Below are 24,996 nucleotides of genomic sequence, written 5' to 3'. Positions count from 1 at the left end.
CCGTACCCTGAAAGGGTTATGACTGAGACCTCGCAGCGCTCCCGCCCCCTTCGCGTTCTCGCCGCCATGTCCGGCGGGGTCGACTCCGCCGTCGCCGCCGCCCGTGCCGCGGAAGCCGGCCATGACGTCACCGGCGTCCACCTCGCGCTCTCCGCGAACCCGCAGTCGTTCCGTACGGGCGCGCGGGGCTGTTGCACCATCGAGGACTCCCGCGACGCCCGTCGCGCCGCCGACGTCATCGGCATCCCCTTCTACGTCTGGGACCTCGCCGACCGCTTCCGTGAGGACGTCGTCGAGGACTTCGTCGCCGAGTACGAGGCCGGCCGCACCCCCAACCCCTGCCTGCGCTGCAACGAGAAGATCAAGTTCGCCGCCCTCCTCGACAAGGCGCTCGCGCTGGGCTTCGACGCCGTCTGCACCGGCCACTACGCGAAGGTGGTGCTCCGCGAGGACGGCAGCCGCGAGCTGCACCGCGCCTCCGACATGGCCAAGGACCAGTCGTACGTCCTCGGCGTCCTCGACGAGAGGCAGCTCGCCCACGCCCTCTTCCCCCTCGGCGACACGGTCACCACGAAGGACGAGATCCGCGCCGAGGCCGAGCGCAGGGGGCTCGCGGTCGCGAAGAAGCCCGACTCCCACGACATCTGCTTCATCGCCGACGGCGACACCCAGGGCTTCCTCGCGAAGCGGCTGGGCAAGGCCGAGGGCGACATCGTCGACGAGGCCGGCAACAAGCTCGGCACGCACGACGGCGCGTACGGCTTCACCATCGGCCAGCGCAAGGGCCTGCGCATCGGCACCCCGGCCGCGGACGGCAAGCCGCGCTACGTCCTCGACATCTCGCCGGTGGACAACACGGTCACGGTGGGCCCCGCCGCCGCCCTGGACGTGACCGGCCTGACCGCCGTCAAGCCCCGCTGGTGCGGAGCCGCCCCCACCGGCCCCGGCACCTACACCGCACAGCTCCGTGCCCACGGCGGCGAGACCGAGGTGACCGCCGAACTCGTCGACGGCCGCCTGGAGGTCACCTTCGCCGAGCCGGTCCGCGGCGTGGCCCCCGGCCAGGCGATCGTGCTCTACGACGGCACGCGCGTGGTGGGCTCGGCGACGATCGCCTCGACGGTGCGGGCGACGGCGGCGGTCTGACCGTCACCGGTGTCTCCCCGACGCCCGGCGACCCGGCCGGGCGGCAGCGGGCAGGTCTCTAGGGGCGGCCGGCCGTCCCGTCGAAGAACTCGGCCAGCACCGGCGCGAGCACGTTCGGGTCGACCATGTGGGTCTGTCCCTCGAGCGGCCGGTACGTCCCCTGCGGCGCCGCCTCCGCGACCGCCCGCGTGGCCTCCCGCAGCCACCGGGGACTGGCCTCGCCCGCCATGGCGAGCACCGGCACGCCGATCGACGCCAGCCGCTCCCGGGGGACGTGCCCGCCGCCCATGACGGCGTCGTCGTAGGCGAGGGTCGGGGCGATGGCCTCCATGCCGGCCCACATGGGCGACTGGCGGGCCCGCTGGATCATCTCCTCGGCCAGGCCCGTCAGCCGCAGGAACAGCTCCACGGCGTCCCCGCGACGCCCCTGACCCAGTGCCTCGGTGAGGTGCGCGGTGTACTCGGCGCGGCTCCGCGCCTCCTCCTCGTCGAGGGCGAACGGCGTCTCGTACACCGCCACCCGCCGCACCGGCAGCCCAGCGGCCGCCGCCTCCAGCGCCAGCGCGCCGCCCGACGAGATGCCGTACAGCGCCGCCTCGCCGCCGGCCGCGTCGATGAGCGCGGCCAGGTCCTCGACCTCGCGTTCCACCGCGTACGGCGCCGTGTCACCGCTCTCGCCGCGGCCCCGCCTGTCGTACCAGAGGACGGTGAAGCGGTTCGCGAGGAGCCTGCCCAGGGGCGCCACGGTGCCGCCCGTGGACATCGCCCCGCTCACCAGGATGACCGAGGGGCCCTGTCCGGCGCGTGCGTACGCGAGTTCGGTGCCGTCGCGCGAAATGGTCTTCTTGTCCATGCCTGAGCAGACTGCCCCACAGCGCGGCGGTCATCCGCCTACGACACCTCCACTTCGTAGAAGCACAGATGGTTCCTGATCGCGGCCACGTCCGGCTTCGGGTCCGGATACGCCCAGACCAGATCGGGCGCATCCGGCAGCGACCAGTAGGAGGCCGTGCCCTTGAACGGGCAGTGCGTGTGGGTGTCGGAAGGGGTGAGGAGGTCCAGGCGTACGTGCTCGGCGGGGATGTAGTACCGCACCGGACAGCCGGTCTCGCGCAGGACGAGGGGGCGGTCGGTCTCGGCCAGCACCTGGTCGCCGTGGACGACCCTGACGTGCTGGTCGCCCCGCTCGATGGTGATCGTGTGTCCTCGGGCCATACCGGGGAAGCGCTCGGGGGCCCCCGGTTCTTCCCGCGTACGGTGGCGCCATGCGTATCTGTGTCTTCCTCTCCGCCGCCGACCTCGACGACCGTTACACCCGCCCCGCCCGCGAGTTCGCCGAACTGCTCGGCAAGGGGGGCCACACGCTGGTGTGGGGAGGCTCCGACGTGGGGCTGATGAAGGTGGTCGCCGACGGCGTGCAGGAGGCCGGGGGCCGGCTGTGCGGGGTCTCCGTGGACTTCCTCGCGGCGAAGGCGCGGCCCGGTGCCGACGAGATGGTGATCGCGCGTGACCTCGCCGAGCGCAAGAGGCTGATGCTGGAGAGGGCCGACGCGGTGGTGATCATGGTCGGTGGGACGGGCACCCTCGACGAGGCGACCGAGATCCTCGAGCTGAAGAAGCACGGGCACACCGACAAGCCCGTCGTCCTGCTGAACACCGCCGGGTTCTACGACGGCCTGAAGGAGCAGTTCCGGCGGATGGAGGCCGAGGGGTTCCTGCCCCGGCCCCTGACCGACCTGGTGTTCTTCGCCGAGGAGCCGGTCGGGGCGCTGGCCTACCTCGAGGAGAGCCAGGGCATCGAGTGAGCGCCCGGTGATGCGAGCATGGCGGGCATGGCTACTCATGTGATCACCGGAGCGGGTTCCGGCATCGGCGCGGCCGTCGCCCGCCGCCTCCACGCGCGCGGGGACGACCTCGTGCTGCACGCGCGCGACGCGGGGCGTGCCAAGGAGCTGGCGGCGGAGTTCCCCGGGGCGAGGACCCTCGTCGGCGACCTGGCCGACCCCGACCGGCTGTCCTGGGCCTTCTCGCACCAGACGCTCCCCGACCGGGTGGACTCGCTGCTGCACATCGCCGGGGTGGTCGACCTCGGCCCGGTCGGCGACCTCACCCCCAAGACCTGGCGCCACCAGCTCGACGTCAACCTCGTCGCGCCCGCCGAGCTGACCCGGCACTTCCTGCCGCAGCTGCGCGCCACCCGGGGGCACGTGGTGTTCGTGAACTCGGGCGCCGGTCTGAACGCCCACGCGGACTGGTCGGCGTACGCGGCGTCCAAGCACGGCCTGAAGGCCCTGGCGGACTCCCTCCGTCACGAGGAGCACCGCAACGGGGTGCGCGTCACCTCCGTCTACCCCGGCCGCACGGCCAGCCCCATGCAGGCCAAGGTCCACCAGCAGGAGGGCAAGGAGTACGACCCCGCGCAGTGGATCGACCCCGAGTCGGTCGCCACGACCATCCTCATGGCGCTCGACCTGCCGAGGGACGCGGAGGTCAACGACCTGACGGTACGACCGGGGCGGTGAGGGGCGCGCCTCGGTCGCGCACCCGGTGCCGCGCCGCCCGGCCCGGCCGGTGCCCCCTCGGCGAGGGTCGGCCGGCCGGCCCGGTCGGCGTCCGAGGGCGGGGCCCGCCGTACTGGGCCGCATCGGGGTCCGGGGGCGGCGGCCCCGGGGAGGGGACAGCCGGGGCGGCGGGGGCCGGGGAAATCCGGGAACCGTACCCCCTCCGGCCCCGGGCCCGTGCCCGACCCCGAACCACCCTGGTGCTCCGGCCCGTACCCACCCCCGCCGCCCGGCGCCCACCCCGCCGAGACCTACGTAGGCTTCACCCGTGAACGACAACCTTCGCTTCGCCCCGGCCACAGGTATCGGCTCCCTGCCCGGCGGCGACGCCAGAGAGGCCGCCAAGACCGCCACCGGCTCCTTCGAGGACTTCCCGTTCCTCCCCGAGCTGCCCGCCCGCGGCCCCGGCGCGGACATGATCGGCCGGACGGCGGGGATGCTGGTCGAGCTGTACGCGCGCGTGGAGCCCAGCGGCTGGCGCATCGGGGACCGGCCGGGCCGGGACACCCGTCGGGCCCGGTCGTGGCTGGTGGAGGATCTCGACGCGCTGGAGGAGTTCACCCAGGGCTACGAGGGACAGCTGAAGGTCCAGGCGGTCGGCCCCTGGACGCTGGCCGCCGCGCTGGAGCTGCGGAACGGCGAGGCCGCCCTCTCCGACCCCGGCGCCTGCCGCGACCTGGCCGCCTCCCTCACGGAGGGCCTGCGCCTGCACCTCGCGGAGGTCCGGCGCCGCGTCCCGGGCGCCCAGCTCGTCCTCCAGCTCGACGAACCCTCCCTCACCGCCGTCCTGCGCGGCCAGGTGAGGACGGCCAGCGGCTACCGCACCCACCGCGCCGTCGACCGCCAGATCGTCGAGGCCACGCTCCGGGAGGTCGTCGGGGTGCACGACGCGGGCCCGGTCGTGGTCCACTCGTGCGCGCCCGACGTCCCGTTCGCCCTCCTGCGCCGCACCGGTGTGGCAGGCGTGTCGTTCGACTTCTCGCTTCTCACCGAGCGTGACGACGACGCGATCGGTGAGGCCGTGGAGGGGGGTACCCGGCTCTTCGCCGGTGTGGTGCCGGGGACGGACGGCCCGTTGTCGGACCCTGCCGGTAGCGTCATGGGTGTCAGGACGCTGTGGCGCAGGCTGGGGCTGCAACCGGGGCTTCTCGCGGAAGCGGTCACGATCACGCCGGCGTGCGGCCTCGCGGGGGCGTCCCCCGCGTACGCACGCCAGGCCCTCGCGCACTGCGTCCGGGCGGCGAGATCCCTCGCGGACAACCCAGAGTAACGGGAGGACAACACGGTGGCCGGCGACAAGCAAGCGGAGACGACGGTGCCCACCGAGGCACGGGAGCAGCACGCGCAGCTCGCTGAGCAGATCGAGGAGCACCGCTTCCGGTACTACGTGAAGGACGCTCCCGTCATCAGCGACGCGGAGTTCGACCGGCTCCTGCGCTCCCTGCAGGAGCTGGAGGAGCGGTACCCCGAGCTGCGCACGCCCGACTCGCCGACCCAGAAGGTCGCGGGCGCGTACGAGACGGACTTCACGGCGGTCCAGCACCGCGAGCGCATGCTCTCCCTGGACAACGCGTTCGACGACCTGGAGCTGGCCGCCTGGGCCGAGCGCGTCCACAAGGACGTGGGCGCCTCCGCCTACCACTTCCTGTGTGAGCTCAAGGTCGACGGCCTGGCCGTCAACCTCACCTATGAGAACGGCCGCCTCACCCGCGCGGCGACCCGTGGCGACGGCCGCACCGGCGAGGACATCACGCCCAACGTGCGCACGATCGCGGAGATCCCCGACCGGCTGTCCGGCGACGGCGTCCCCACGCTCGTGGAGATCCGCGGCGAGGTCTACTTCCCGATGGAGAAGTTCGAGGAGCTCAACGCCCGTCTGGTCGCCGCCGGCGACAAGCCCTTCGCCAACCCGCGCAACGCGGCGGCCGGTTCACTGCGGCAGAAGGACCCGCGGGTGACGGCCACCCGTCCCCTGCACATGGTCGTCCACGGCATCGGAGCCCTCGAGGGCTACGAGGGCCTCAACCGCCTCTCCGAGGCCTACGACCTTCTCAAGGCCTGGGGCCTGCCCACCTCCACGCACAACAGGGTCGTCGACGACCTCGACGGCGTACGGGAGTTCATCTCGTACTACGGCGAGCACCGGCACTCGGTGGAGCACGAGATCGACGGGGTGGTGGTCAAGCTCGACGAGATCCGGCTCCAGGGCCGGCTCGGCTCCACGGCCCGTGCCCCGCGCTGGGCGATCGCGTACAAGTACGCGCCGGAGGAGGTCAACACCAAGCTCATCGACATCAAGGTGGGCGTCGGCCGCACCGGCCGCGTCACTCCCTACGCCCAGGTGGAACCGGTCACGGTGGCCGGCTCCGAGGTCGAGTTCGCCACCCTGCACAACCAGGACGTCGTCAAGGCCAAGGGCGTCCTCATCGGCGACACCGTGGTGCTGCGCAAGGCCGGTGACGTCATCCCGGAGATCCTCGGCCCGGTGGCCGACCTGCGCGACGGCAGCGAGCGGGAGTTCGTGATGCCGGCCGAGTGCCCGGCGTGCGGTACCGCGCTCCGTCCGATGAAGGAGGGCGACGTGGACCTGCGTTGCCCCAACGCCCGGGCCTGCCCGGCCCAGTTGCGCGAGCGCCTCTTCTACCTGGCCGGCCGCAAGGCGCTGGACATCGAGCACTTCGGCTATGTCGCCGCGGCCGCCCTCACCAACCCGCTGGAGCCCGCCGACCCGCCGCTGCTGAACGAGGGCGACCTGTTCGACCTCACCATCGAGCAACTGCTGCCCATCAAGGCGTACGTCCTCGACCAGGACAGCGGTCTGCCCAAGCGTGACCCGAAGACCGGCGAGGAGAAGATCGTCACGGTCTTCGCCAACCAGCAGGGGGAACCGAAGAAGAACGCGGTCGCCATGCTGGAGAACATCGCGGCCGCCAAGGAGCGCCCGCTGGCCCGCGTCCTCACCGGTCTGTCGATCCGGCACGTCGGGCCGGTCGCGGCCGAGGCGCTCGCACGCGAGTTCCGCTCCATCGACCGCATCCAGCAGGCGAGCGAGGAGGAGCTCGCGGCCACCGACGGGGTGGGCTCGATCATCGCCGCCTCCCTGAAGGAGTGGTTCGCCGAGGAGTGGCACCAGGAGATCCTCCGCAAGTGGAAGGCCGCCGGCGTCCGGATGGAGGAGGAGGGGTCCGGCGAGGACGAGGGCCCGCGCCCCCTCGAAGGGCTGACGGTCGTCGTGACCGGCACGCTGGAACACTTCACCCGCGACGGCGCCAAGGACGCACTGCAGAGCCGCGGAGCGAAGGTGACCGGATCGGTGTCGAAGAAGACGTCATTCGTCGTTGTGGGTGACAGTCCGGGATCGAAATACGACAAGGCGATGCAGCTCAAGGTGCCGGTTCTGAACGAGGACGGCTTCAACGTCCTTCTCGAACAGGGGCCCGAGGCGGCGGCGGAGGCCGCGCTTCCGATGACGGAGTAGCGGGAAACGGCGGTTGAAGGCCACCCGATCGGCGCATATCAGATGCATACGGGTGGCCGGGGCGCATTCGGGCAACCGTCGACGACCGCTGCCCGTGGAAGCCTTCTGCGGCCTACTGTTGAGATGTGCGCCTGCCGTGCCCAGCTGCGGTCGGGGCATCCCCGTGCTCTTGATGAGCAGGGGGAAGAGTTTTCCAACGCGGCGCCGCCCGAAGGGTGTCGGGCAGTGGGCCGCGTGGCGTGGGCACCGCCGGCTGTGAGAGGGACGGGAATGGAACCGACCGAGAGCGCCGCCCCGGACTCGTGGCTGCGCCGGCGCCGGGGCACCGGCGTCCGGTGGGGGAGCCGGTGGGTGGCGTGGTCAGAGCGCGCCGAGGCGCGCGTCGGCACGTCGCACCCCTCCATGGACCCACGCGCCCCCGACCGGATCCCCGCCGGATCCGGCACGGCCGCGCTGCCCGGCAGTGAGGCCGAACGGCACCTGCCCTGGCCCGCGCTGCCCGCGGCGGTCGTCGCGGCGGCCGGGTTCGTCCTCGGCGCCGGCTTCTACCGCGCCTTCACCGGCCACCACGCGCTCTTCCCGGCCGGCACCGCCGGCTGGGCGCTGGCCGTGCTCACCGGCGTCATCGTCGGTCATCTGGTCCTGCTCGGCCGGGCCCGCTGGTGGGGCGGCACCGGCTCCGGCGCCGCCCTCACCCTCGCCGTCCTGCTGCTGTACGGCTGGGTGCCGGCCGGGCTGGTCAGCCTCACCGTCGTCGTCCTGGTCGGCATAGCCCGCCGCCACCGCTGGCGGCAGGGCGTCCTGCACGGCGCGGTGGACATCCTCGGCATCGGCGCCGGGGCGCTGCTGCTGGCGGCCTGCGGACCGGTGCCGTCCGTCGAGGAACCCTGGACCCCCGACACCTGGACGGTCTACACGGCCCCCCAGGTGGTGCTGGTCGCCGTCGCCTACCTGGCGGTCACCCGGGTCCTGCTCTGGTACCTGCACGCGCCCCGCACCGGCTCTCTGCCCACCGTCGCCCGCACCGCCCTGGTCAGACAGGGGCTGGTCGCGGTCGCCCTGCTCGGCATAGCCCCGCTGGTGTGCGTGGTGGCCGTGGCCAAGCCGATCCTGCTGCCCCTGTTCGCCATTCCGCTCATCGCCCTCGACTCCACGCTGTGGATAGCCCGCGCCCGGGCCGAGGAGCAGTTGCGCGACCCGCTGACCGGGCTGCCCAACCGCCAGTGGCTCGGAGAGCGCATCTGGACCGCCCTGGACGACGCCGAGCGCATCGGTGCCCGGGCCGCCCTCATGCTGATCGACCTCGACCGTTTCCGTTCGGTCAACGACACCCTCGGTCACCTCGCCGGTGACCGGCTCCTGCTCCAGATAGCCGACCGGCTCCGGCTCGCCCTCCCGCGCGGGGCCGAGGTCGCCCGGCTCGGCGGCGACGAGTTCGCCGTGTTACTGCCCGTCGCGGACTCCACCACCTCCGCGACCCGCGTCGCCCGCGGACTCGTCTCCGACCTCAGCTCGCCGCTCGACCTCGACGGGCTCACCCTCGTGCTGGAGGCCAGCGCCGGCGTCGCCGTCTTCCCCGACCACGCCCTCGACGCGGAGGGACTGCTGCGCCGCGCCGACGTGGCGATGTACCAGGCCAAACGGGACCGTACGGGCGTCGAGGTGTACGAGTCCAAGCGGGACTCCAACACCCCCGACCGGCTGGGCCTGCTGGGCGATCTGCGCCGCGCCCTCGACGCCCACGAGGTCCAGTTGCACTACCAGCCGAAGGTCCGCTTCGACGGACAGGTCGCCGGCCTGGAGGCGCTGGTCCGCTGGGTGCACCCCGAGCGGGGGAAGGTGCCGCCGGACGAGTTCATAGCGATCGCCGAGTCCTCCGGGCTGATGCCGCACCTCACCGAGTACGTGCTGGAGACGGCCCTCGGGCAGGTCGCCGCCTGGCGGGCGCAGGGCCTCTTCGTGCCGGTCGCGGTGAACGTCTCCCCGCGCGACGTCCACACCCCGGGCTTCGCCGGTTCCGTCGCGGCGCGCCTCGCCCGGCACGGTGTCCCCGCGGGAGCGCTGCAGCTCGAGATAACGGAACACGTCCTCCTGGAGGACCCGCAGCGCGCCGCCGACACCCTGAACGGGCTGACCGCCCACGGCGTGAAGATGTCCCTGGACGACTTCGGCACCGGCTACTCCTCGCTCGTCCATCTGCGCCGGCTGCCGGTGAGCGAGCTGAAGATCGACCGGTCCTTCGTGGCCCGGCTGGCGGTGGACACCGAGGACGCGGAGATCGTGCGCTGCACGGTCGACCTCGCGCACTCCCTCGGACTGCTCGTCGTCGCGGAGGGCGTCGAGGACGACGAGACCTGGGAGCGGCTGCGCGACCTCGGCTGCGACGCCGTACAGGGCTGGCTCGTCGCGGCGGCGATGCCCCCGGAGGAGACGACGGCGTGGCTCCGGGCACGGGGTTCACGGGGCTGGCAACGACCGGCGGCGGCACTCCCCGCGGCCGCGTCGGAGGAGTAGCCCCCACCTGCGCGCTCCCCCGCGGAAGGGTGTGCCCCCTTCCGTGGAACCCCCTGACGACACAGGCGATCAGCGGGCCCGTGTCTCCTCCGGCCCCGTGAGACCGTGCCGCCCGACGTCCGCCGGGGGCACTGAGGCGGCGGCGCGGGCGCTGTGGACGCCGGGCCGGGCCGAGGCCGCCGGGCCGACACCGCCCGGCCCCGGGCAGGCCGCAGCCCGGCCCCGGGCGGCGGCAGGCCTCTCCCCGGCCAGGCCGCCCCCGGACGGGGTCACGTCTCTCCCCGCGCCGCCGCGAAGTGCTCCGTCAGCAGTCGCAGGCGCTGGTCGTGGGCCTTCTCCGGCAGGCGGCGGCTTCGCATCAGGGTCACCAGGCCGTGCAGGCCCGCCCAGTAGGTCTCGGTGAGGAGGCCCGGATCGTCGTCGGCGGTCGCGATCGGGGTGACGGCCGCCACCAGCTCGCCGAAGGCCTCCCACAGGGCCGCCGGCGCCTCCGGTGTGGCGAACGGCAGGGGCACGGTGTGCGTGAACATGGCGTCGTAGAGCGCCGGCCGCCGCCGTGCGAAGGCGGTGTACGCCTCGCCGACCGCGGCCAGCGCCTCCCGGGCGCCCGCCACCGCCTCCCGCGCCTCCCGCATCTCCGTCGCCAGCTCGGCGAAGCCCTCGACCGCGACCGCCGCCATGATCGCGTCCTTGCCCTTGAAGTGGCTGTAGAGGACGGGCTGGCTGTACTCGATCTCGGCGGCCAGACGGCGGGTGGTGACCGCGTCCCAGCCTTCGCTCTCCGCCAGTTCCCTGGCCGCGGTGACGATCAGCCTCTCGCGCTCCACCCGTTCGCGCTCCCGGCGCGTCTGAATCGACATGACGGGATTCTAGCAGTGCTAGCCATTCTGTCGGCGCTCTGTTAGCTTCGCTCCAGAAGCTAGCGCTGCTAGCGCGGGGCGTCCGGACGTACGCCCGAAGCCAACTCGAGGGGATCCGTCATGACCGTCGCCGCCTATACCCTGGCCGTCGTCCTCGACCTCTTCATCCTGTTCATCGGCGCCCGCTTCCTGCTCCGGCCCCGCGCTTCCGCCGCCGGCTACGGCGTCCCCGCCGAGCCGAACGGGGACGCCGGCGCCTACCTCGCCGTCAAGGGCATGCGGGACGGCACCTTCGGGCTCCTCGGCCTCGCCCTGCTGGTCTTCGTGGGCGCCCGAGCCGAGGCCTGGTACATGCTCGTCGTCGCGATCGTGCCGCTCGTGGACACGCTGATCGTCCTGCGGCACGGCGGCAGCAAGGCCGTCGCCTTCGGAATCCACTTCGCCACCGCCGTCGTTGTCCTGATCAGTGCCGGACTGCTCTTCGCGGTCTGACCGCACTCACCACGAGCCAGGGGGAAGCCATGTCACTGTTCGTGCCGACGTTCGACGACTCCGTGATCGTCCGCGACGCCGACGCGGAGGTCGTCGGCGGCGATCCCGTCGCCGTCAAGCTGCTCGCCGACAGCAGCGCGTCCGGCGGCGCGCTCTCCACCGTGCGCGTCACGCTCGCGGAGGGTGCCGACGGCGCCCGCCCGCACCGGCACCACCACTCCGCCGAGATGTTCTTCCTGCTCGACGGGGAGGCCCAGGTCCTGTCCGGCGACGACATCGTCACCGCCGGGCGCGGTGACCTCGTCGTCGTCCCGCCGGGCAAGCCCCACGCCTTCGCCGCCGCCCCCGGCAGCACCGCCGACCTCCTGATCGTCATCACCCCGGGCGTCGAGCGCTTCGAGTACTTCCGTCACCTCCAGCGCATCCGGCTCGGGGAGGCCGGCCCGGAGAGCCTGCTCGAGGTGCAGGACCTCTACGACAACCACTTCCTGCGCAGTCAGACGTGGGACGGGCGCCGCTGACGCGCCCGGGCGTGCGCGGGCCGCGGCGAACCGTTTCACGGGCACGCACCCCCGCCCCCTAGGATTGGGCCCAAACCACACACACTCACCCCAGAGGAACGCTGCATGCCTGGCATCACGCGCGAGGAGGTCGCCCACCTCGCCCGGCTGGCGCGTCTGGAGCTGAAGCCCGAAGAGCTCGACCACTTCGCGGGACAGCTGGACGACATCATCGGCGCGGTCGCCCGCGTCAGTGAGGTCGCCGACCAAGACGTACCGCCGACCTCGCACCCGCTCCCGCTGACGAACGTCATGCGCGCGGACGAGGTCCGTCCGTCGCTCACCCCCGAGCAGGCGCTCTCCGGCGCCCCGGCCCAGGAGCAGCAGCGTTTCAAGGTGCCGCAGATCCTGGGGGAGGACTAACCGCCATGACGGACAACGTCAACATCATCAAGCTCACCGCCGCCGAGATCGCCGCGAAGATCGCCTCGGGCGAGCTCACGGCCGTCGAGGTCACCGAGGCCCACCTGGCCCGTATCGAGGCGGTCGACGAGAAGGTGCACGCCTTCCTGCACGTCGACCGTGAGGGCGCCCTGGCGCAGGCCCGGGCCGTCGACGAGAAGCGGGAGCGCGGCGAGAAGCTCGGTCCGCTGGCCGGCGTCCCCCTCGCGCTGAAGGACATCTTCACCACCGAGGGCATCCCGACGACCGTCGGTTCGAAGATCCTCGAGGGCTGGATCCCGCCGTACGACGCGACCCTCACCAAGAAGCTGAAGGCCGCCGACGTCGTCATCCTCGGCAAGACCAACATGGACGAGTTCGCCATGGGGTCGTCGACGGAGAACAGCGCCTTCGGCCCGACCGGCAACCCGTGGGACCTCACCCGCATCCCCGGCGGCTCCGGCGGCGGTTCCTCCGCCGCCCTCGCCTCCTTCGAGGCCCCGCTCGCCATCGGCACCGACACCGGCGGATCCATCCGCCAGCCGGCCGCCGTCACCGGCACGGTCGGCGTGAAGCCGACGTACGGCGCGGTCTCCCGCTACGGCATGGTCGCCTTCTCCTCCTCCCTCGACCAGGGCGGCCCCTGCGCCCGCACGGTCCTGGACGCGGCCCTGCTGCACGAGGTCATCGCCGGGCACGACCCGCTCGACTCGACCTCCATCGACGCCCCGGTCCCGCCGGTCGTCGAGGCCGCCCGCAACGGCAGCGTCGCCGGCATGCGCGTCGGCGTCGTCAAGCAGTTCCGCGGCGAGGGCTACCAGGCCGGCGTCATCCAGCGCTTCGACGAGTCCGTCGCGCTGCTGAAGGAACTGGGCGCCGAGATCGTCGAGCTGGACTGCCCGTCCTTCGACCTCGCGCTGTCGGCGTACTACCTGATCGCACCCTCCGAGTGTTCGTCCAACCTCGCCCGCTTCGACGGCCTGCGCTACGGCCTGCGGACCGGCGACGACGGCAACCACTCCGCCGAGGAGGTCACCTCCCTCACCCGTGAGGCGGGTTTCGGCCCCGAGGTGAAGCGCCGCATCATGCTCGGCACGTACGCCCTGTCCAGCGGCTACTACGACGCGTACTACGGCTCCGCGCAGAAGGTCCGCACCCTCATCACGCGCGACTTCGAGAAGGCCTTCGAGCAGGTCGACGTGATCGTCTCGCCGACCACGCCCACCACCGCCTTCCCGATCGGCGAGCGCGCCGACGACCCGATGGCGATGTACCTGGCCGACCTGTGCACCATCCCGACCAACCTGGCGGGCAACGCGGCCATGTCGCTCCCCTGCGGTCTGGCCCCCGAGGACAACCTCCCGGTCGGTCTGCAGATCATCGCCCCGGCACTGAAGGACGACAGGCTGTACAAGGTCGGCGCCGCCGTCGAGGCCGCCTTCGTGGAAAAGTGGGGGCACCCGCTGCTCGAGGAGGCTCCGTCGCTGTGAGTGCACTGACCAAGGCCAAGGGCTTCAAGAAGTCCAAGTCCGGTACGTACCTGTCCATCGCCGGTACCGCGTTCGGCGCGATCGGTGTCGCCAAGCGGCTCAAGAAGGCCCGCGCCGAGAAGGACACGCTGGTCCTGATCGACGCCACCGTGTCCGCCGTCGCCATCGTCACCGGCCTCGCCATCCTCTACCGCGAGCTGAAGCGGCTGGGCGACGACGACGTCCTGCTGGGCTGAGAGGGAAGTTTCACCGTGACCACCACGATCGACCTGGTGTCGTACGAGGACGCGCTGGCGTCGTACGACCCCGTCATGGGCCTTGAGGTCCATGTCGAACTCGGCACCAAGACGAAGATGTTCTGCGGCTGTTCGACCGCGCTCGGTGCCGAGCCGAACACCCAGACCTGCCCCACCTGCCTCGGCCTGCCCGGCTCGCTCCCGGTCGTCAACGCGACCGGCGTCGAGTCCGCCATCAAGATCGGTCTCGCGCTGAACTGCGAGATCGCCGAGTGGTGCCGCTTCGCCCGGAAGAACTACTTCTATCCGGACATGCCGAAGAACTTCCAGACCTCCCAGTACGACGAGCCGATCGCCTTCAACGGCTACCTCGACGTGCAGCTGGAGGACGGCGAGGTCTTCCGCGTGGAGATCGAGCGCGCCCACATGGAGGAGGACACCGGCAAGTCCACCCACGTGGGCGGCGCGACCGGCCGTATCCACGGCGCCTCGCACTCGCTGCTCGACTACAACCGCGCCGGCATCCCGCTCATCGAGATCGTCACCAAGCCGATCGTCGGCGCGGGCGAGCGGGCCCCCGAGGTGGCGCGGGCGTACGTGCGGGAACTGCGCGAGGTCATCCGGGCGCTCGGTGTCTCCGAGGCCCGCATGGAGATGGGCCAGATGCGCTGCGACGTGAACCTGTCGCTGATGCCGAAGGGCGCCGACAAGTTCGGCACCCGCTCCGAGACGAAGAACGTGAACTCGCTGCGGTCCGTGGAGCGCGCGGCCCGTTTCGAGATCCAGCGGCACGCCGCCGTGCTCAACAGCGGTGGCCTGATCGTCCAGGAGACCCGCCACTTCCACGAGGACACCGGGTCGACGACCTCGGGCCGGGTGAAGGAGGAGGCCGAGGACTACCGGTACTTCCCCGAGCCGGACCTGGTGCCGGTGGCCCCCACCCGCGAGTGGGTCGAGGAGATCCGCGCGGCTCTGCCCGAGCTGCCGCTGGTCCGCCGCAACCGGCTGCGCGAGGAGTGGGGGATCTCCGCCACCGACATGCAGGCGATCCTCAACGCCGGTGCCCTGGACCCGATCGTCGCCACGATCGACGCCGGTGCCGACGCGGCCTCCGCCCGCAAGTGGTGGATGGGTGAACTGGCCCGCAGCGCCAACGAGTCGGGCAAGGCGCTCGACGAGCTGGCGATCACGCCGGAGCAGGTCGCCCGCGTCACCGCGCTGGTGTCGTCCGGCGACCTGAACGACAAGCTGGCCCGCCAGGTCATCGAGGGCGTCCTCGCCGGCGAGGGCACCCCGGACGAGGTCGTCGAGAAGCGCGGCCTGAAGGTCGTCTCCGACGAGGGCGCGCTCACCGCCGCCGTCGAGGAGGCCATCGCCGGCAACCCGGCCATCGCGGACAAGATCCGCGGCGGCAAGGTGGCCGCGGCCGGCGCCCTGGTCGGCGCCGTCATGAAGGCCACCCGCGGCCAGGCGGACGCGGCCCGCGTCAAGGAGCTGATCCTGGAGAAGCTCGGCGTCGGCTGACCCCCGCGCACCCCCGAGGGGGACACGTCGGCACCGGCGCGTCCCCCTCGCCGTGTCATCCCGCGCTCCGCCCGCCCAGGGCGAGGCGCTACGCTCGCCCGCCATGAGTGGACGTACCGACTCCGACACCCAGGACGACATACGAGCCGACGTGATGGACGATCAGGAGACCGAGGGGCAAACGCCCCGGGACCCCATGACGGACGAACACCTCGAGACGGACGAGGAGCCGGAGACGGACGACGAGGACGGCATCGAGGACGCCCGGCGGGCCCGCTGGACGGCGACCGGCACCGGCGCCGTCCTCACCCTCGCCGGCCTCGCCGCGGCACTGCTGCGCCTCACCGGCTCCGCCCCGGCCCTCGTCCCGGCGGCCTACGCCCTCGGCGCCGCCGTCTGCGCCCTCGCCGCACTCCTCGGCTCCCGGGGCCGTACCCGGCGCGCGCTCTGGCTGCTGATCGGCGGGGTGATGATCATGGCGGTCGGTGACCAGGCCGACTGACCGCCCCCCTGAAGGCGCCGCGACGAACGTCGCCCCCGGCGCCGCTACCCTCCGCGTCCCGGCCCTGATGCCCCTGTTCGGCGGCGCCGACCGGTGGCTGCCGTGCCGGCTCGACAGACACCTGCCACGCATCGGCGTCGAACCGCCCGATCCCGTGCCGCCCGTGAGAGGCTCACCCACGTCGTGGAGGAACTCGAGAAGGAGCGGCGGCCGGATGTACGCGATATCGCTGGGTGACGACGGAGCCGAGCTGCGCCCGCTGGAACCCTGGCACGCCGAGGAGTTCCTCGCCCACCTGGACCGGGGCCGGGAGTTCATCGGGCAGTTCATCCCCTTCGGCACGAAGGAGACGGACGTGGCCTCCGCGCGGGCCCTGCTCCAGCGGTACGCCGACATGCGCGCCGCCGACACCGGCTCGCTGCACGGGCTGTGGCTCCAGGGCACCCTCGTGGGCGGGGTGCTCTTCCTCAACTTCGACGCCGAGCGGGGCAACTGCGAGGTCGGCTGCTGGCTGGAACCCGCCGCCACCGGACGCGGCCTGGTGACGCGGGCGATGCGCGTGCTCATCGACTTCGCCGTCGAGCAGCGCGGGATCCACCGCGTGGAGTGGGTCGCCGCCGCCGGGAACCGGCCCAGCCTGAACGTCGCCCGGCGGCTCGGCCTGACCCGGGATGGCGTCCGCCGGGAGGCGCACCCCTATGGTGGGGTGCGGCACGACCTGGAAGTGTGGTCCGTGCTGGCCCCCGAGTGGCGCTCCGCACGCGCGCGTGCCGCTCACGACGATCATTAAGAGACCTCTCAGAGAGCGTCCGTACGGTGCGAGGCATGGGAACCAAGACTGTTGACGAGGCCGGTGCCACGACGGGTGCCGAGGCCACCGAGGCGAAGCGCGACGAGGAGGCGGTCGACATCACCAAGGACGACGCGGCGGACGGCACCGACGAGGTGACGCGGTCCGCACACGAGACCGCCGGCACCGAGGACGGTGCCGAGTCCGCCGACGGGGGCGACGGCAAGGAGGACGGTCCCTCGGGCGTCGGCCAGGGCGCCGCCGCCGTGGTCTCCGCCGCGCTGGGAGCCGTCTCGCTGAGCGGCGGCTGGATCGGTACCGTCGCCTCCGCGCGCCAGTCGCTCGTCGGCCAGCTGGAGGCCTCGTCGAGCGGGTCGGGGAGCGTGGCCCAGCAGATCGAGGCGGTCTACGGCGACGCCTGGCAGGCCACCGCCCTGTGGGCCGGCCTCTTCGCGCTGGCCGCGCTGATCACCGGCGTCGCGGTGCTGGCCCGGCCCGCCTTCGGGGCGCCCGGCCGCCCCCAGGCGCCGTGGATCAAGTCGGTCGCCTGGGCGGGCGTCTCGCTCGGCGTCATCGGCCTGCTGCTGGCCGTCCTGAAGTACACCGACGTGCTGGTCGGACTGCCGTCCACCGGCTGAGTCACCGCAGGTCCCGAGGGGCCTCAGGGCGGACCGTAAGCACCCGGTCCGCCCTGAGGCCCCTCACGCGCGTCTGAGGCCCCGCCCGCCACCGATAAGGCCCCGCCCGCCGGCCGAAGATGCGGAACACTCCCGATGCGGCGCACCCCCCTCAAAGACGAAGGTCGAGGCATCGCCCCGAGCGATGCCGACCCGACCGAATCCTGCGAGGGACCCACCATGCACGCGTACGAGTTGCAACAGTTCCGTTCCGCCGAGCTGATCCGCCGCGCCGAGGACGAGCGGCTGGCCCGCGAGGTCGCCCGAGGCCGGCGCGCCGCCCGCCGCGAGGCCGCCGAACGCGCCCGTGAGGCCGCCGAAGGCGCCCGCGGCGCCGCCGGGAGCGATCCGCATACCCACCGCCACCGCCGGCCGCGGCCCGCCCGGACCACGTGAGCGCCGGGCCACCGCGGGGCGGCCGCACGGGGGGCGGCCGCCCCGCCGGAACCGGCGTCCCGCACGTGCGGGCCACCGCCCCGGCGAGGGGCCGGGCGGCGATAACGACTGGGGCGCGGCCGGACCCCTGTGCGATGCTCGCCCCCGTGGAGACCAGGTTCGTCAGCCCCGTCTTCGTCGGCCGCGCCGACGAGCTGGACACCCTGAACGCCGCGCTCTCCCGCGCCGCCGCGGGAGAGCCGCAGGCATTGCTGATCGGCGGCGAGGCCGGGGTCGGCAAGACCCGCCTCGTCGAGGAGTTCGCCACGGCCGCCTGCCGCCGGGGCACCGTCGTCGCGCTCGGTGGCTGCGTCGAGATCGGTGCCGACGGGCTGCCGTTCGCCCCGTTCTCCACCGCCCTGCGTGCCCTGCGCCGCGCGCTGCCGGACGAACTGGCCACCGCGGCCGCCGGCCAGGAGGAGGAGCTCGCCCGGCTGCTGCCCGAGCTGGGCGAGGCACGCGCGGGCCGGCACGACGAGGAGGGCATGGCCCGCCTGTTCGAACTCACCGCCCGCCTCCTGGAACGCGTCGCCGCCGACCGCACCGTCGTCGTCGCCCTGGAGGACCTCCACTGGGCCGACGCCTCCACCCGCCACCTCCTCTCCTACCTCGTGCGCACGCTGCGCACCGGCCGCCTCGTCGTCCTCGCCACCTACCGCTCCGACGACATCCACCGCCGCCACCCGCTGCGCCCCCTGCTCGCCGAACTCGACCGGCTGCGCACCGTCCACCGCCTCGAACTGGCCCGCTTCACCCGCGAGGAGGTCGGCCGTCAGATCGCCGGCATCCTCGCCCACGAACCCGACCCGGCGCAGGTCGACGCCATCTTCGAACGCTCCGACGGCAACGCCTTCTTCGTCGAGGAACTCGCCGTCGCCGCCCACGAGGGCTGCTGCACCGGCCTCACCGACTCCCTGCGCGACCTGCTGCTCGTCCGTGTCGAAGCGCTGCCGGAGAGCGCGCAGCAGGTCGCCCGGATCGTCGCCGAGGGCGGCTCCACCGTCGAGGACCGGCTGCTGGCCTCCGTCGCCCGGCTCACCGAGGACGACCTCATCGAGGCGCTGCGCGCCGCCGTCGGGGCCAACATCCTGCTCGCCGCACCCACCGGGGACGGCTACCGCTTCCGGCACTCCCTGGTCCGCGAGGCCGTGAGCGACGACCTGCTGCCCGGCGAACGCTCCCGCCTCAACCGCCGCTACGCCGAGGCTCTGGAGGCCGACCCGACGCTCGTCCCCGCCGACGAGCGCGTGATGCGCCTGGCCAGCTACTGGTACCACGCCCACGACGCCGCCAAGGCCCTCCCCGCCGTCCTGGACGCCTCCGTCACCGCCCGGTCCCGCCACGCCTACAGCGAACAACTGCGGCTTTTGGAGCGGGCGATGGAACTGTGGGAGGCCGCCCCCGACGACGTACGGGCCCGGCTGCGGCCCGTCGACTACACCGAGGTCTACCCTCCCCCGCAGCCCGAACGCCGTGCGGGGACCGCCGAAGGCCGCGACCCCGCCACCGCGCCCCTGCGCTACCTCGACCTCATGGCGGAGGCCGCGGTCGCCGGCCGGCTCTGCGGGGAACGCGAACGCGCTCTGAAGATCACCAAGCGGGCGCTGCGCCTCCTGGAGGAGGAGAACGACCCCCTGCGGACCGCCTGGTTCTGGGTGCAGCGCTCCCGGCTGACGCGTTCGCTCGGCCGGGGCAGCGGACGGGAGGAGCTGGCCACCGCGGAGAACCTGGTGCGCGGCCTGCCGCCCAGCGAGGTGCACGCCGAGGTGCTCACCCACGTCGCCAACTGGTTCATGGTCCACGCCCCCGGACCCGACGCCTACGCCGCCGCCGAACGCGCCGTGGACTACGCCCGCATGGTCGGCGCCCGCGAGACCGAGCTCAACGCCCGCCAGATCCTCGGTGTCCTCATGGTCGACTCCGGGCAGGTCGAGGCCGGCCTCACCGAGCTGCACGACGTCAAGGAACGGGCCCTCGCGGACAACATCTCCTCCGTCGCGCTGAACGCCTACGTCAATCTGCCCTCCGAACTCGAGGCGGTCGGCCGCTCCCGCGAGGCCCTGCCGATCCTGGAGGAGGGCACCGCCTTCGCCCGGCGGTACGGACTGCGCGAGACCGAGGCCTGGGTCCTGGGCAACCTGGCGGAATCCCTCCTGTCCCTGGGGCGCTGGGACGAGGCCGACCGCGTCTGCGCCGCCGCGGAACGGATCGGTCTGGGCGTGGCGATCAGGGGCGTGCACGCCGCCCTGCGCGCCGAGCTCGCCCTCGCCCGCGGTGACCTCACCGAGGCCGGCCGCCGGCTGACCGACGCGCAGGGTCACTTCGGGCCCCAGGGCCGCGCGCCCCAGCACGACCTCCCGCTGACCCGCCTCGCCGTCGGTGTCGCCGCGGGCGAGGGCCGCGTCCTGGACGCCCGGGCCCACCTGCAGCGCGCCCTCGACCGCGGTTTCCCGCCGGGAGCCCAGCGCTACGCGTGGCCCCTGCTGGTCGCCGCCGCCGCGGCCGAGGGCGATGCCCGCACCCTGCCCGTCGCCGAGCCGGGCCGGACCGGCGTCCTCGAACGCATCCGCGGGAGCGCCAAGGGGATCGCCGCGGTCGTCCCCGTCTGGCAGGCCCACGAACGCTGGCTGCGCGCCGAGCTCCTGCGCGCCGAGGGCCGTGACCACCCCGAGGACTGGTCCGAGGCGGTCACCGCCTTCGAGGCACTGGAGCGCCCCTACGACCTCGCCCGCACCCGCCACCGCCTGGCCGAGGCGCTGCTCACCGTCGGCGGCGACGACGAGCGGGACCGCGCCGCCGAGCTGCTCCGCCTCGCCCACGCCGTCGCCGCCCACCTCGGCGCCCGCCCGCTGGAGGGCGCGGTCGCCCGGCTCGCCCAGCGCGCCCGCCTGTCCCTCGGCCCCGCGTCCCGGCGGACGGCCACCGCCGCCGACCCCGCCGAGGCCCTCGGCCTCACCCACCGCGAACGCGACGTCCTCGGCCTGGTCTCCGCCGGCCGCACCAACCGCCAGATAGCCGAGGCACTGTTCATCTCCCCGAAGACGGCGAGCGTCCACGTCTCGAACATCCTGGGCAAGCTGGGCGTCTCGGGGCGGGGAGAGGCGGCGGCGGTGGCGCACCGGCTGGGACTGTTCCCGGCGGGGGCGGGGGACCGGCCGGGCACGGGATAATGACGGCAGGCGACCAGGGAGGAGCCGTGTTGTACCAGATCGAGTTCACCGAGCGTGCTGCGGCGCAGCGTGACGCTCTGTCAGAAGACCGACGCAAGCTCCTGGAGCGCGGCCTGCTGAAGCTGGCCGAGGATCCGTTCACCCCGGTGTCGCAGGCGGTCAGCGGCGAGGACATCCGGGTCGTCTCCGTGGCGCCCGGCCTGACCGTCGACTACATGATCCACCGAGCGTTCCTGATCCTCGTCTCCGTGGCGATCCTCGACCAGTCGCTCATAGAGGACGAGTAACCAGCGCCGTGACGCGGCCCGGAAAGGAAGAACCATGTTCAACGCCTTCGAGGAACTGTTCTCCCCGGGCCGCAAGCACACCCGCGACGAGCAGAAGCGACTGGAACTGACCCGGGAGGACGTCGGCGACGCGGACCGCGGGCGCGGTCCGATAGACCTCGCGTCGGGGAAGGTCGTCGTCCGCCCGCCCCGGCCGGCGACCGAGGAGGACGCCGGGGACGCCGGGAGCGCCGAGGACGCCGAGGACGCCGAAGAAGCGGTGAGTGGGGAACCCCGGCAGTGAGCGTGGGCCTCAGCTCACCTCCAGCTCCAGGATCCGGTCGTCCCCCTCCTTCGGCGCGCCCCGGCCGTCCGTGTTGCTGGTCGTCAGCCACAGCTTGTTGCCGCCCGCCGCGACCACCGTGCGCAGCCGGCCGTAGTCGCCCTCGAGGAACGCCTGCGGGTCCGCCGACGCCTCCGTGCCCTGGAGCGGGACGCGCCACAGGCGCTGCCCCCTCAGGCCGGCCATCCAGACCGAGCCCTCGGCGTAGGCGATGCCGCTCGGGGAGGCCTCGTCCGTGCCCCACTGGGCCAGCGGGTTGTGGTACCGGGCGTCGTCCGACCTGCCCTCGGCCTCCGGCCAGCCGTAGTTGTCACCCGGCTCGATCGCGTTCAGCTCGTCCCAGGTCTGCTGGCCGAACTCCGCGGCGAACAGCCGCTGCTTACCGTCCCAGGCCAGTCCCTGCACGTTGCGGTGGCCGTACGAGTACACCGGGGAGTCCGGGAACGGGTTGCCCGGAGCAGGTTCGCCCTCCGGGGTCAGGCGCAGGATCTTGCCGCCGAGGGACTCCTTGTCCTGGGACAGGCCCCGGTCACCGCTCTCGCCGGTGCCGACGTAGAGCATCCTGTCGGGGCCGAAGGCGATCCGGCCACCGTTGTGGATCATGCCCTTGGGGATGCCCTTGAAGACCGTGTCCGGGGCGCCCAACTGGTCGCCGGCGGGCCGCTCGGCGTCGTACAGCATGCGGACGACGCGGTTGTCCGAGGCCGAGGTGAAGTACGCGTAGACCATGTGGTCCGAGGCGTACTCGGGGGAGAGGGCGATCCCCAGCAGACCGCCCTCGCCGGCCGCCGAGACACCCGGCACCTCGCCGACCTCCGTCTTCTCTCCGGTCGTCTCGTCCACCCGGGTGATCGTCCCCTCGTCGCGGGAGGAGACCAGCAGACCGCCCTCGGGCAGCGGGGCGAGGCCCCACGGGCTGTTCAGGCCCTCGGCGACCGTGCGCACCACCTTGACCGTGCCCTTCGCGGGCGGGGTCTGCTCGGCCGCCTGCCCGGAGGGCGAGCCCTGCGCCGCGGTGGAGCCCGGGGACGGGCTCGCGGCCGAGCCCGGGGATCCTCCGTCGTCGGAGGAGCAGCCCGCCGCCAACAGGAGCGCACTCGCGGCCAGCGCGGCCGTCACTGCTCGACGTTGCACGATCTTGGTCCCTTCGACGCGGCGGTTCCGGCGGCGGATCTCCCGACGGGTCTCCGACGGCGGCCTCTCCTTGTCATACACCGCTCGCGGCCCAGGAGTTCCCGATCACCGCAACCCGATGCCCGCGCCGACCCGACGCCGTGCGGTCCCCACGGGCCTGTCCGGTCACCTCCGGTTCCCGCGACCCGATCCGCCGGACGGGTTCCTCAGTCCCACGACCCCTGCGCCGCGGGCAGCTCCGCCACCTCGAGCAGGTCCCGCTCCGTCAGCCGCAGCCCGGCCGCCCTGGCGTTCTCCGTCACCCACCGCTGCTGCTTGGTCCCCGGCACCGGCACCACGTGCCGCCCCTGCGCCAGCACCCACGCCAGCGCCACCTGCGCGGGCGTCACGTCCTCGCCGTGGCGGGCGGCCACCCGGCGCAGACCGGCGACGATCGGCTGGTTCGCGGCCATCATCTCGGCGGTGAACCGGGGGTGCCGGGCGCGCATGTCGTCCGGTTCGAAGCCCTCGCCCGGGGTGAGCGTGCCGGTCAGGAAGCCGTTGCCCAGCGGCATCGCCGCCAGGAGGCCGACGCCCCGCTGCTCGCACCACGGCAGCAGGGTCTCCAGCGCCTCCGGCGACCACACCGACAGCTCCGCCTCCACCGCGCTCACCGGGAAGACCTGCTGCACCCGCCGCAACTGCCGGATCGTCGCGTCGTACAGCCGCCCGCCCCCGCGCCGACCGCCCCGCGCGCCCACCGCGCACAGCCCCAGCGCCCTCACCTTGCCCGCCTGGACGAGCTCCGCCATCGCCCCCCAGGTCTCCTCGACCGGTACCTCGGGGTCGGCGCGGTGCAGCTGGTAGAGGTCGATGACGTCCGTCTGCAGGCGCCGGAGGGAGGCGTCGCAGGCCCGCTTCACGTACCCGGGACGGCCGTTGGCCACGATGTGCTGCTCACCCACCAGCAGGCCGACCTTCGTCGACACGAACGCGTCCTCGCGCCGCTCCTTCAACGCCCGCCCCACCAGCAGCTCGTTGGTGAACGGGCCGTACATGTCGGCCGTGTCCAGCAGGGACGTGCCCAGATCCAGCGCCCGGTGCAACGCCCTCAGCGACTCGTCGCCGCGCTGCCGCGACCCGCTGTACCCCCAGCTCATCGGCATGCACCCGAGTCCGACGGCCCCCACCGCGAGCGCCGCCGCGCCGATCGTCCTGCGCTCCACCTGCTCGTGACCCTCCCTTTTCCGGCCCCCCAACCTAACCTCTGCACGCGCGCGTGCCTGACATAGCCTCCGGACCATGACTGCTGCTGACCTGCCGAACGACGTATGGCTGCCCCTACCGCCCGACGGGATCGACGGTCTGCCCGAGGGGCCCCGCTACCTGTTCTGGGACGGCGGTGAGGACTTCCCCGCAGACCCGGCCCGCTGCGTGTTCTACGTGGTCCCCTACATGAAGCCCGTCGAGGTCGGCCTGCGGCCCCTGCCCCACCTCGGTTCCGTCCAGGTCGTGCAGACCCTCTCGGCCGGCGTCGACAACGTGCTGCCGGGCCTGGACGCGCTGCCCCCGGGGGTGCGGCTGTGCAACGCGCGCGGGGTGCACGAGGCCAGCACCGCCGAACTCACCCTCACCCTGATCCTCGCCTCGCTGCGCGGCGTCCCCGACTTCGTGCGCGCCCAGGACCGGGGGGAGTGGCTGGGCGGGTTCCGGCCCGCGCTGGCCGACAGGACCGTCCTCATCGTGGGGTACGGGTCGATCGGTTCGGCGATCGAGGACCGGCTCGTTCCGTTCGAGCTCGCGCGGGTGGCGCGCGTCGCGCGCTCCCAGCGCACCACGGCGCGCGGACCGGTGCACCCACTCTCCGAACTGCCCCACCTGCTCCCCGAGGCGGACGTGGTCGTCGTGGCCACGCCGCTCACCGAGACCACCCGCCACCTGGTGAACGCCGACTTCCTCGCCCGCATGAAGGACGGAGCGCTGCTGGTCAACATCGCCCGCGGCCAGGTCGTCGACACCAAGGCGCTCCTCGCCGAGCTGGGGAGCGGCCGCCTCACCGCCGCCCTGGACGTCACCGACCCCGAGCCCCTGCCCCCCGGCCACCCGCTGTGGCAGGCGCCGGGAGTGCTGATCAGCCCGCACGTCGGCGGCCCCACGTCCGCCTTCCTGCCGCGCGCCGAGCGGCTGCTGAGGGACCAGTTGCGGCGTTTCGTGAACCAGGAGCCCCTGCGCAACGTGATCCTTACGACGGGCGCCACAAGCGAGTCATGACGAGCAGGGCACGCGTGTCATCCGGTTCGGGCACACTCCGCAGTCCTCCGGACGCGGTCCGTACCACCGTCGCCGCTGGTCGTCACGGAGCGTAGAGGAACTATGTCCCTGAGTGACGAGACTGGTGTATCGTCCCGACAGGGGCTGCGCCGCGCACCGTTCGGCGCCGGGGATGGACATGCTGACT

25 protein-coding genes are annotated in these 24,996 nt (G+C 73.0%); 20 read left to right on the top strand and 5 right to left on the bottom strand.

The window, feature by feature from the left end:
* Window positions 1-18 precede the first annotated feature (18 nt).
* Window positions 19-1,146 (top strand): tRNA 2-thiouridine(34) synthase MnmA, encoded by a 1,128-nt coding sequence (gene mnmA, locus ACIBBD_RS19635; RefSeq protein ID WP_399420698.1) that lies wholly within the window; start codon window positions 19-21, stop codon window positions 1,144-1,146.
* Between the two features lie 58 nt (window positions 1,147-1,204).
* On the opposite strand, the gene ACIBBD_RS19630 is transcribed toward mnmA, so the two are convergent.
* Entirely contained in the window at window positions 1,205-1,999 is a 795-nt protein-coding gene (locus tag ACIBBD_RS19630; protein WP_399420697.1) for an alpha/beta fold hydrolase, read from the bottom strand.
* A gap of 38 nt (window positions 2,000-2,037) precedes the next feature.
* The gene (locus tag ACIBBD_RS19625; RefSeq protein WP_399420696.1) at window positions 2,038-2,361 is read right to left on the bottom strand and encodes a DUF427 domain-containing protein; all 324 of its coding nucleotides are present in this window, start codon (window positions 2,359-2,361) and stop codon (window positions 2,038-2,040) included.
* Window positions 2,362-2,411: 50 nt separating this feature from the next.
* On the opposite strand from ACIBBD_RS19625, the gene ACIBBD_RS19620 reads away from it, so the two are divergent.
* The 5 genes from ACIBBD_RS19620 (at window position 2,412) to ACIBBD_RS19600 (ending at window position 9,699) form a co-directional block, all read left to right on the top strand.
* Window positions 2,412-2,951 carry a TIGR00730 family Rossman fold protein gene (locus ACIBBD_RS19620; RefSeq protein WP_399420695.1) on the top strand — a complete coding sequence of 180 codons (540 nt, stop codon included), beginning with the start codon at window positions 2,412-2,414 and terminating at the stop codon, window positions 2,949-2,951.
* Window positions 2,952-2,969: 18 nt separating this feature from the next.
* Window positions 2,970-3,668 (top strand): SDR family oxidoreductase, encoded by a 699-nt coding sequence (locus ACIBBD_RS19615; protein ID WP_399420694.1) that lies wholly within the window; start codon window positions 2,970-2,972, stop codon window positions 3,666-3,668.
* A 307-nt stretch (window positions 3,669-3,975) separates the two neighbouring features.
* On the top strand, window positions 3,976-4,977 hold the full coding sequence (locus ACIBBD_RS19610) for a methionine synthase (RefSeq protein ID WP_399420693.1): 1,002 nt from the start codon (window positions 3,976-3,978) through the stop codon (window positions 4,975-4,977).
* Window positions 4,978-4,992: 15 nt separating this feature from the next.
* Window positions 4,993-7,185: an NAD-dependent DNA ligase LigA gene (ligA, locus tag ACIBBD_RS19605; protein WP_399420692.1), complete on the top strand. Its 2,193-nt coding sequence runs from the start codon at window positions 4,993-4,995 to the stop codon at window positions 7,183-7,185.
* A gap of 270 nt (window positions 7,186-7,455) precedes the next feature.
* Complete coding sequence (locus tag ACIBBD_RS19600) at window positions 7,456-9,699, top strand: putative bifunctional diguanylate cyclase/phosphodiesterase (protein ID WP_399420691.1); 2,244 nt, start codon at window positions 7,456-7,458, stop codon at window positions 9,697-9,699.
* Between the two features lie 269 nt (window positions 9,700-9,968).
* Here the strand turns inward: ACIBBD_RS19600 and ACIBBD_RS19595 are convergent, their stop codons facing one another.
* Window positions 9,969-10,559, bottom strand: coding sequence for a TetR/AcrR family transcriptional regulator (locus ACIBBD_RS19595; protein ID WP_399420690.1), 591 nt, complete (start codon window positions 10,557-10,559; stop codon window positions 9,969-9,971).
* 120 nt (window positions 10,560-10,679) lie between these two features.
* Between ACIBBD_RS19595 and ACIBBD_RS19590 the strand changes: the two genes are divergently transcribed.
* From ACIBBD_RS19590 to ACIBBD_RS19530, 13 genes are all read left to right on the top strand, one after another.
* Entirely contained in the window at window positions 10,680-11,051 is a 372-nt protein-coding gene (locus tag ACIBBD_RS19590) for a DUF4267 domain-containing protein (RefSeq protein ID WP_399420689.1), read from the top strand.
* Window positions 11,052-11,080: 29 nt separating this feature from the next.
* Window positions 11,081-11,572, top strand: a complete 492-nt coding sequence (locus ACIBBD_RS19585) for a cupin domain-containing protein (protein ID WP_399420688.1) — start codon at window positions 11,081-11,083, stop codon at window positions 11,570-11,572.
* 105 nt (window positions 11,573-11,677) lie between these two features.
* Window positions 11,678-11,974, top strand: a complete 297-nt coding sequence (gene gatC, locus ACIBBD_RS19580) for an Asp-tRNA(Asn)/Glu-tRNA(Gln) amidotransferase subunit GatC (RefSeq protein WP_018531282.1) — start codon at window positions 11,678-11,680, stop codon at window positions 11,972-11,974.
* A gap of 5 nt (window positions 11,975-11,979) precedes the next feature.
* Entirely contained in the window at window positions 11,980-13,482 is a 1,503-nt protein-coding gene (gene gatA / locus ACIBBD_RS19575; RefSeq protein WP_399420687.1) for an Asp-tRNA(Asn)/Glu-tRNA(Gln) amidotransferase subunit GatA, read from the top strand.
* The gene (locus ACIBBD_RS19570; protein ID WP_124439028.1) at window positions 13,479-13,718 is read left to right on the top strand and encodes a hypothetical protein; all 240 of its coding nucleotides are present in this window, start codon (window positions 13,479-13,481) and stop codon (window positions 13,716-13,718) included. Before gatA ends, ACIBBD_RS19570 begins: the two co-directional genes overlap by 4 nt.
* Window positions 13,719-13,733: 15 nt before the next feature.
* Entirely contained in the window at window positions 13,734-15,242 is a 1,509-nt protein-coding gene (gene gatB / locus ACIBBD_RS19565; protein WP_399420686.1) for an Asp-tRNA(Asn)/Glu-tRNA(Gln) amidotransferase subunit GatB, read from the top strand.
* A gap of 103 nt (window positions 15,243-15,345) precedes the next feature.
* The gene (locus tag ACIBBD_RS19560) at window positions 15,346-15,744 is read left to right on the top strand and encodes a hypothetical protein (RefSeq protein ID WP_399420684.1); all 399 of its coding nucleotides are present in this window, start codon (window positions 15,346-15,348) and stop codon (window positions 15,742-15,744) included.
* A gap of 214 nt (window positions 15,745-15,958) precedes the next feature.
* Window positions 15,959-16,534 (top strand): GNAT family N-acetyltransferase, encoded by a 576-nt coding sequence (locus tag ACIBBD_RS19555; protein ID WP_399420683.1) that lies wholly within the window; start codon window positions 15,959-15,961, stop codon window positions 16,532-16,534.
* Between the two features lie 35 nt (window positions 16,535-16,569).
* A complete protein-coding gene (locus tag ACIBBD_RS19550; RefSeq protein WP_399420682.1) occupies window positions 16,570-17,172 on the top strand; it encodes a hypothetical protein in 603 nt (200 codons plus the stop codon).
* A 219-nt stretch (window positions 17,173-17,391) separates the two neighbouring features.
* Entirely contained in the window at window positions 17,392-17,607 is a 216-nt protein-coding gene (locus ACIBBD_RS19545; RefSeq protein WP_399420681.1) for a hypothetical protein, read from the top strand.
* Between the two features lie 134 nt (window positions 17,608-17,741).
* The gene (locus ACIBBD_RS19540) at window positions 17,742-20,816 is read left to right on the top strand and encodes an AAA family ATPase (RefSeq protein WP_399420680.1); all 3,075 of its coding nucleotides are present in this window, start codon (window positions 17,742-17,744) and stop codon (window positions 20,814-20,816) included.
* A gap of 26 nt (window positions 20,817-20,842) precedes the next feature.
* Window positions 20,843-21,103 carry a type II toxin-antitoxin system RelE/ParE family toxin gene (locus ACIBBD_RS19535; RefSeq protein ID WP_399420679.1) on the top strand — a complete coding sequence of 87 codons (261 nt, stop codon included), beginning with the start codon at window positions 20,843-20,845 and terminating at the stop codon, window positions 21,101-21,103.
* A 34-nt stretch (window positions 21,104-21,137) separates the two neighbouring features.
* A complete protein-coding gene (locus ACIBBD_RS19530; protein ID WP_399420678.1) occupies window positions 21,138-21,386 on the top strand; it encodes a DUF6191 domain-containing protein in 249 nt (82 codons plus the stop codon).
* A 9-nt stretch (window positions 21,387-21,395) separates the two neighbouring features.
* Here ACIBBD_RS19530 and ACIBBD_RS19525 read toward each other — a convergent pair whose 3' ends face one another.
* Together ACIBBD_RS19525 and ACIBBD_RS19520 are read right to left on the bottom strand one after the other, a co-directional pair.
* Complete coding sequence (locus ACIBBD_RS19525; RefSeq protein WP_399420677.1) at window positions 21,396-22,559, bottom strand: PQQ-dependent sugar dehydrogenase; 1,164 nt, start codon at window positions 22,557-22,559, stop codon at window positions 21,396-21,398.
* A 206-nt stretch (window positions 22,560-22,765) separates the two neighbouring features.
* Entirely contained in the window at window positions 22,766-23,764 is a 999-nt protein-coding gene (locus tag ACIBBD_RS19520; RefSeq protein WP_399420676.1) for an aldo/keto reductase, read from the bottom strand.
* A 76-nt stretch (window positions 23,765-23,840) separates the two neighbouring features.
* Here ACIBBD_RS19520 and ACIBBD_RS19515 point away from each other — a divergent pair, with 76 nt between their 5' ends.
* Window positions 23,841-24,809 carry a 2-hydroxyacid dehydrogenase gene (locus ACIBBD_RS19515; RefSeq protein ID WP_399420675.1) on the top strand — a complete coding sequence of 323 codons (969 nt, stop codon included), beginning with the start codon at window positions 23,841-23,843 and terminating at the stop codon, window positions 24,807-24,809.
* Window positions 24,810-24,996 lie beyond the last annotated feature (187 nt).

Origin of the sequence: Streptomyces sp. NPDC051315 (assembly GCF_044455165.1) — a bacterium.
Lineage (GTDB): Bacteria > Actinomycetota > Actinomycetes > Streptomycetales > Streptomycetaceae > Streptomyces.
The sequence above is the reverse complement of the archived record's forward strand: the minus strand, read 5'-3'. Positions and strand labels throughout refer to the sequence as shown.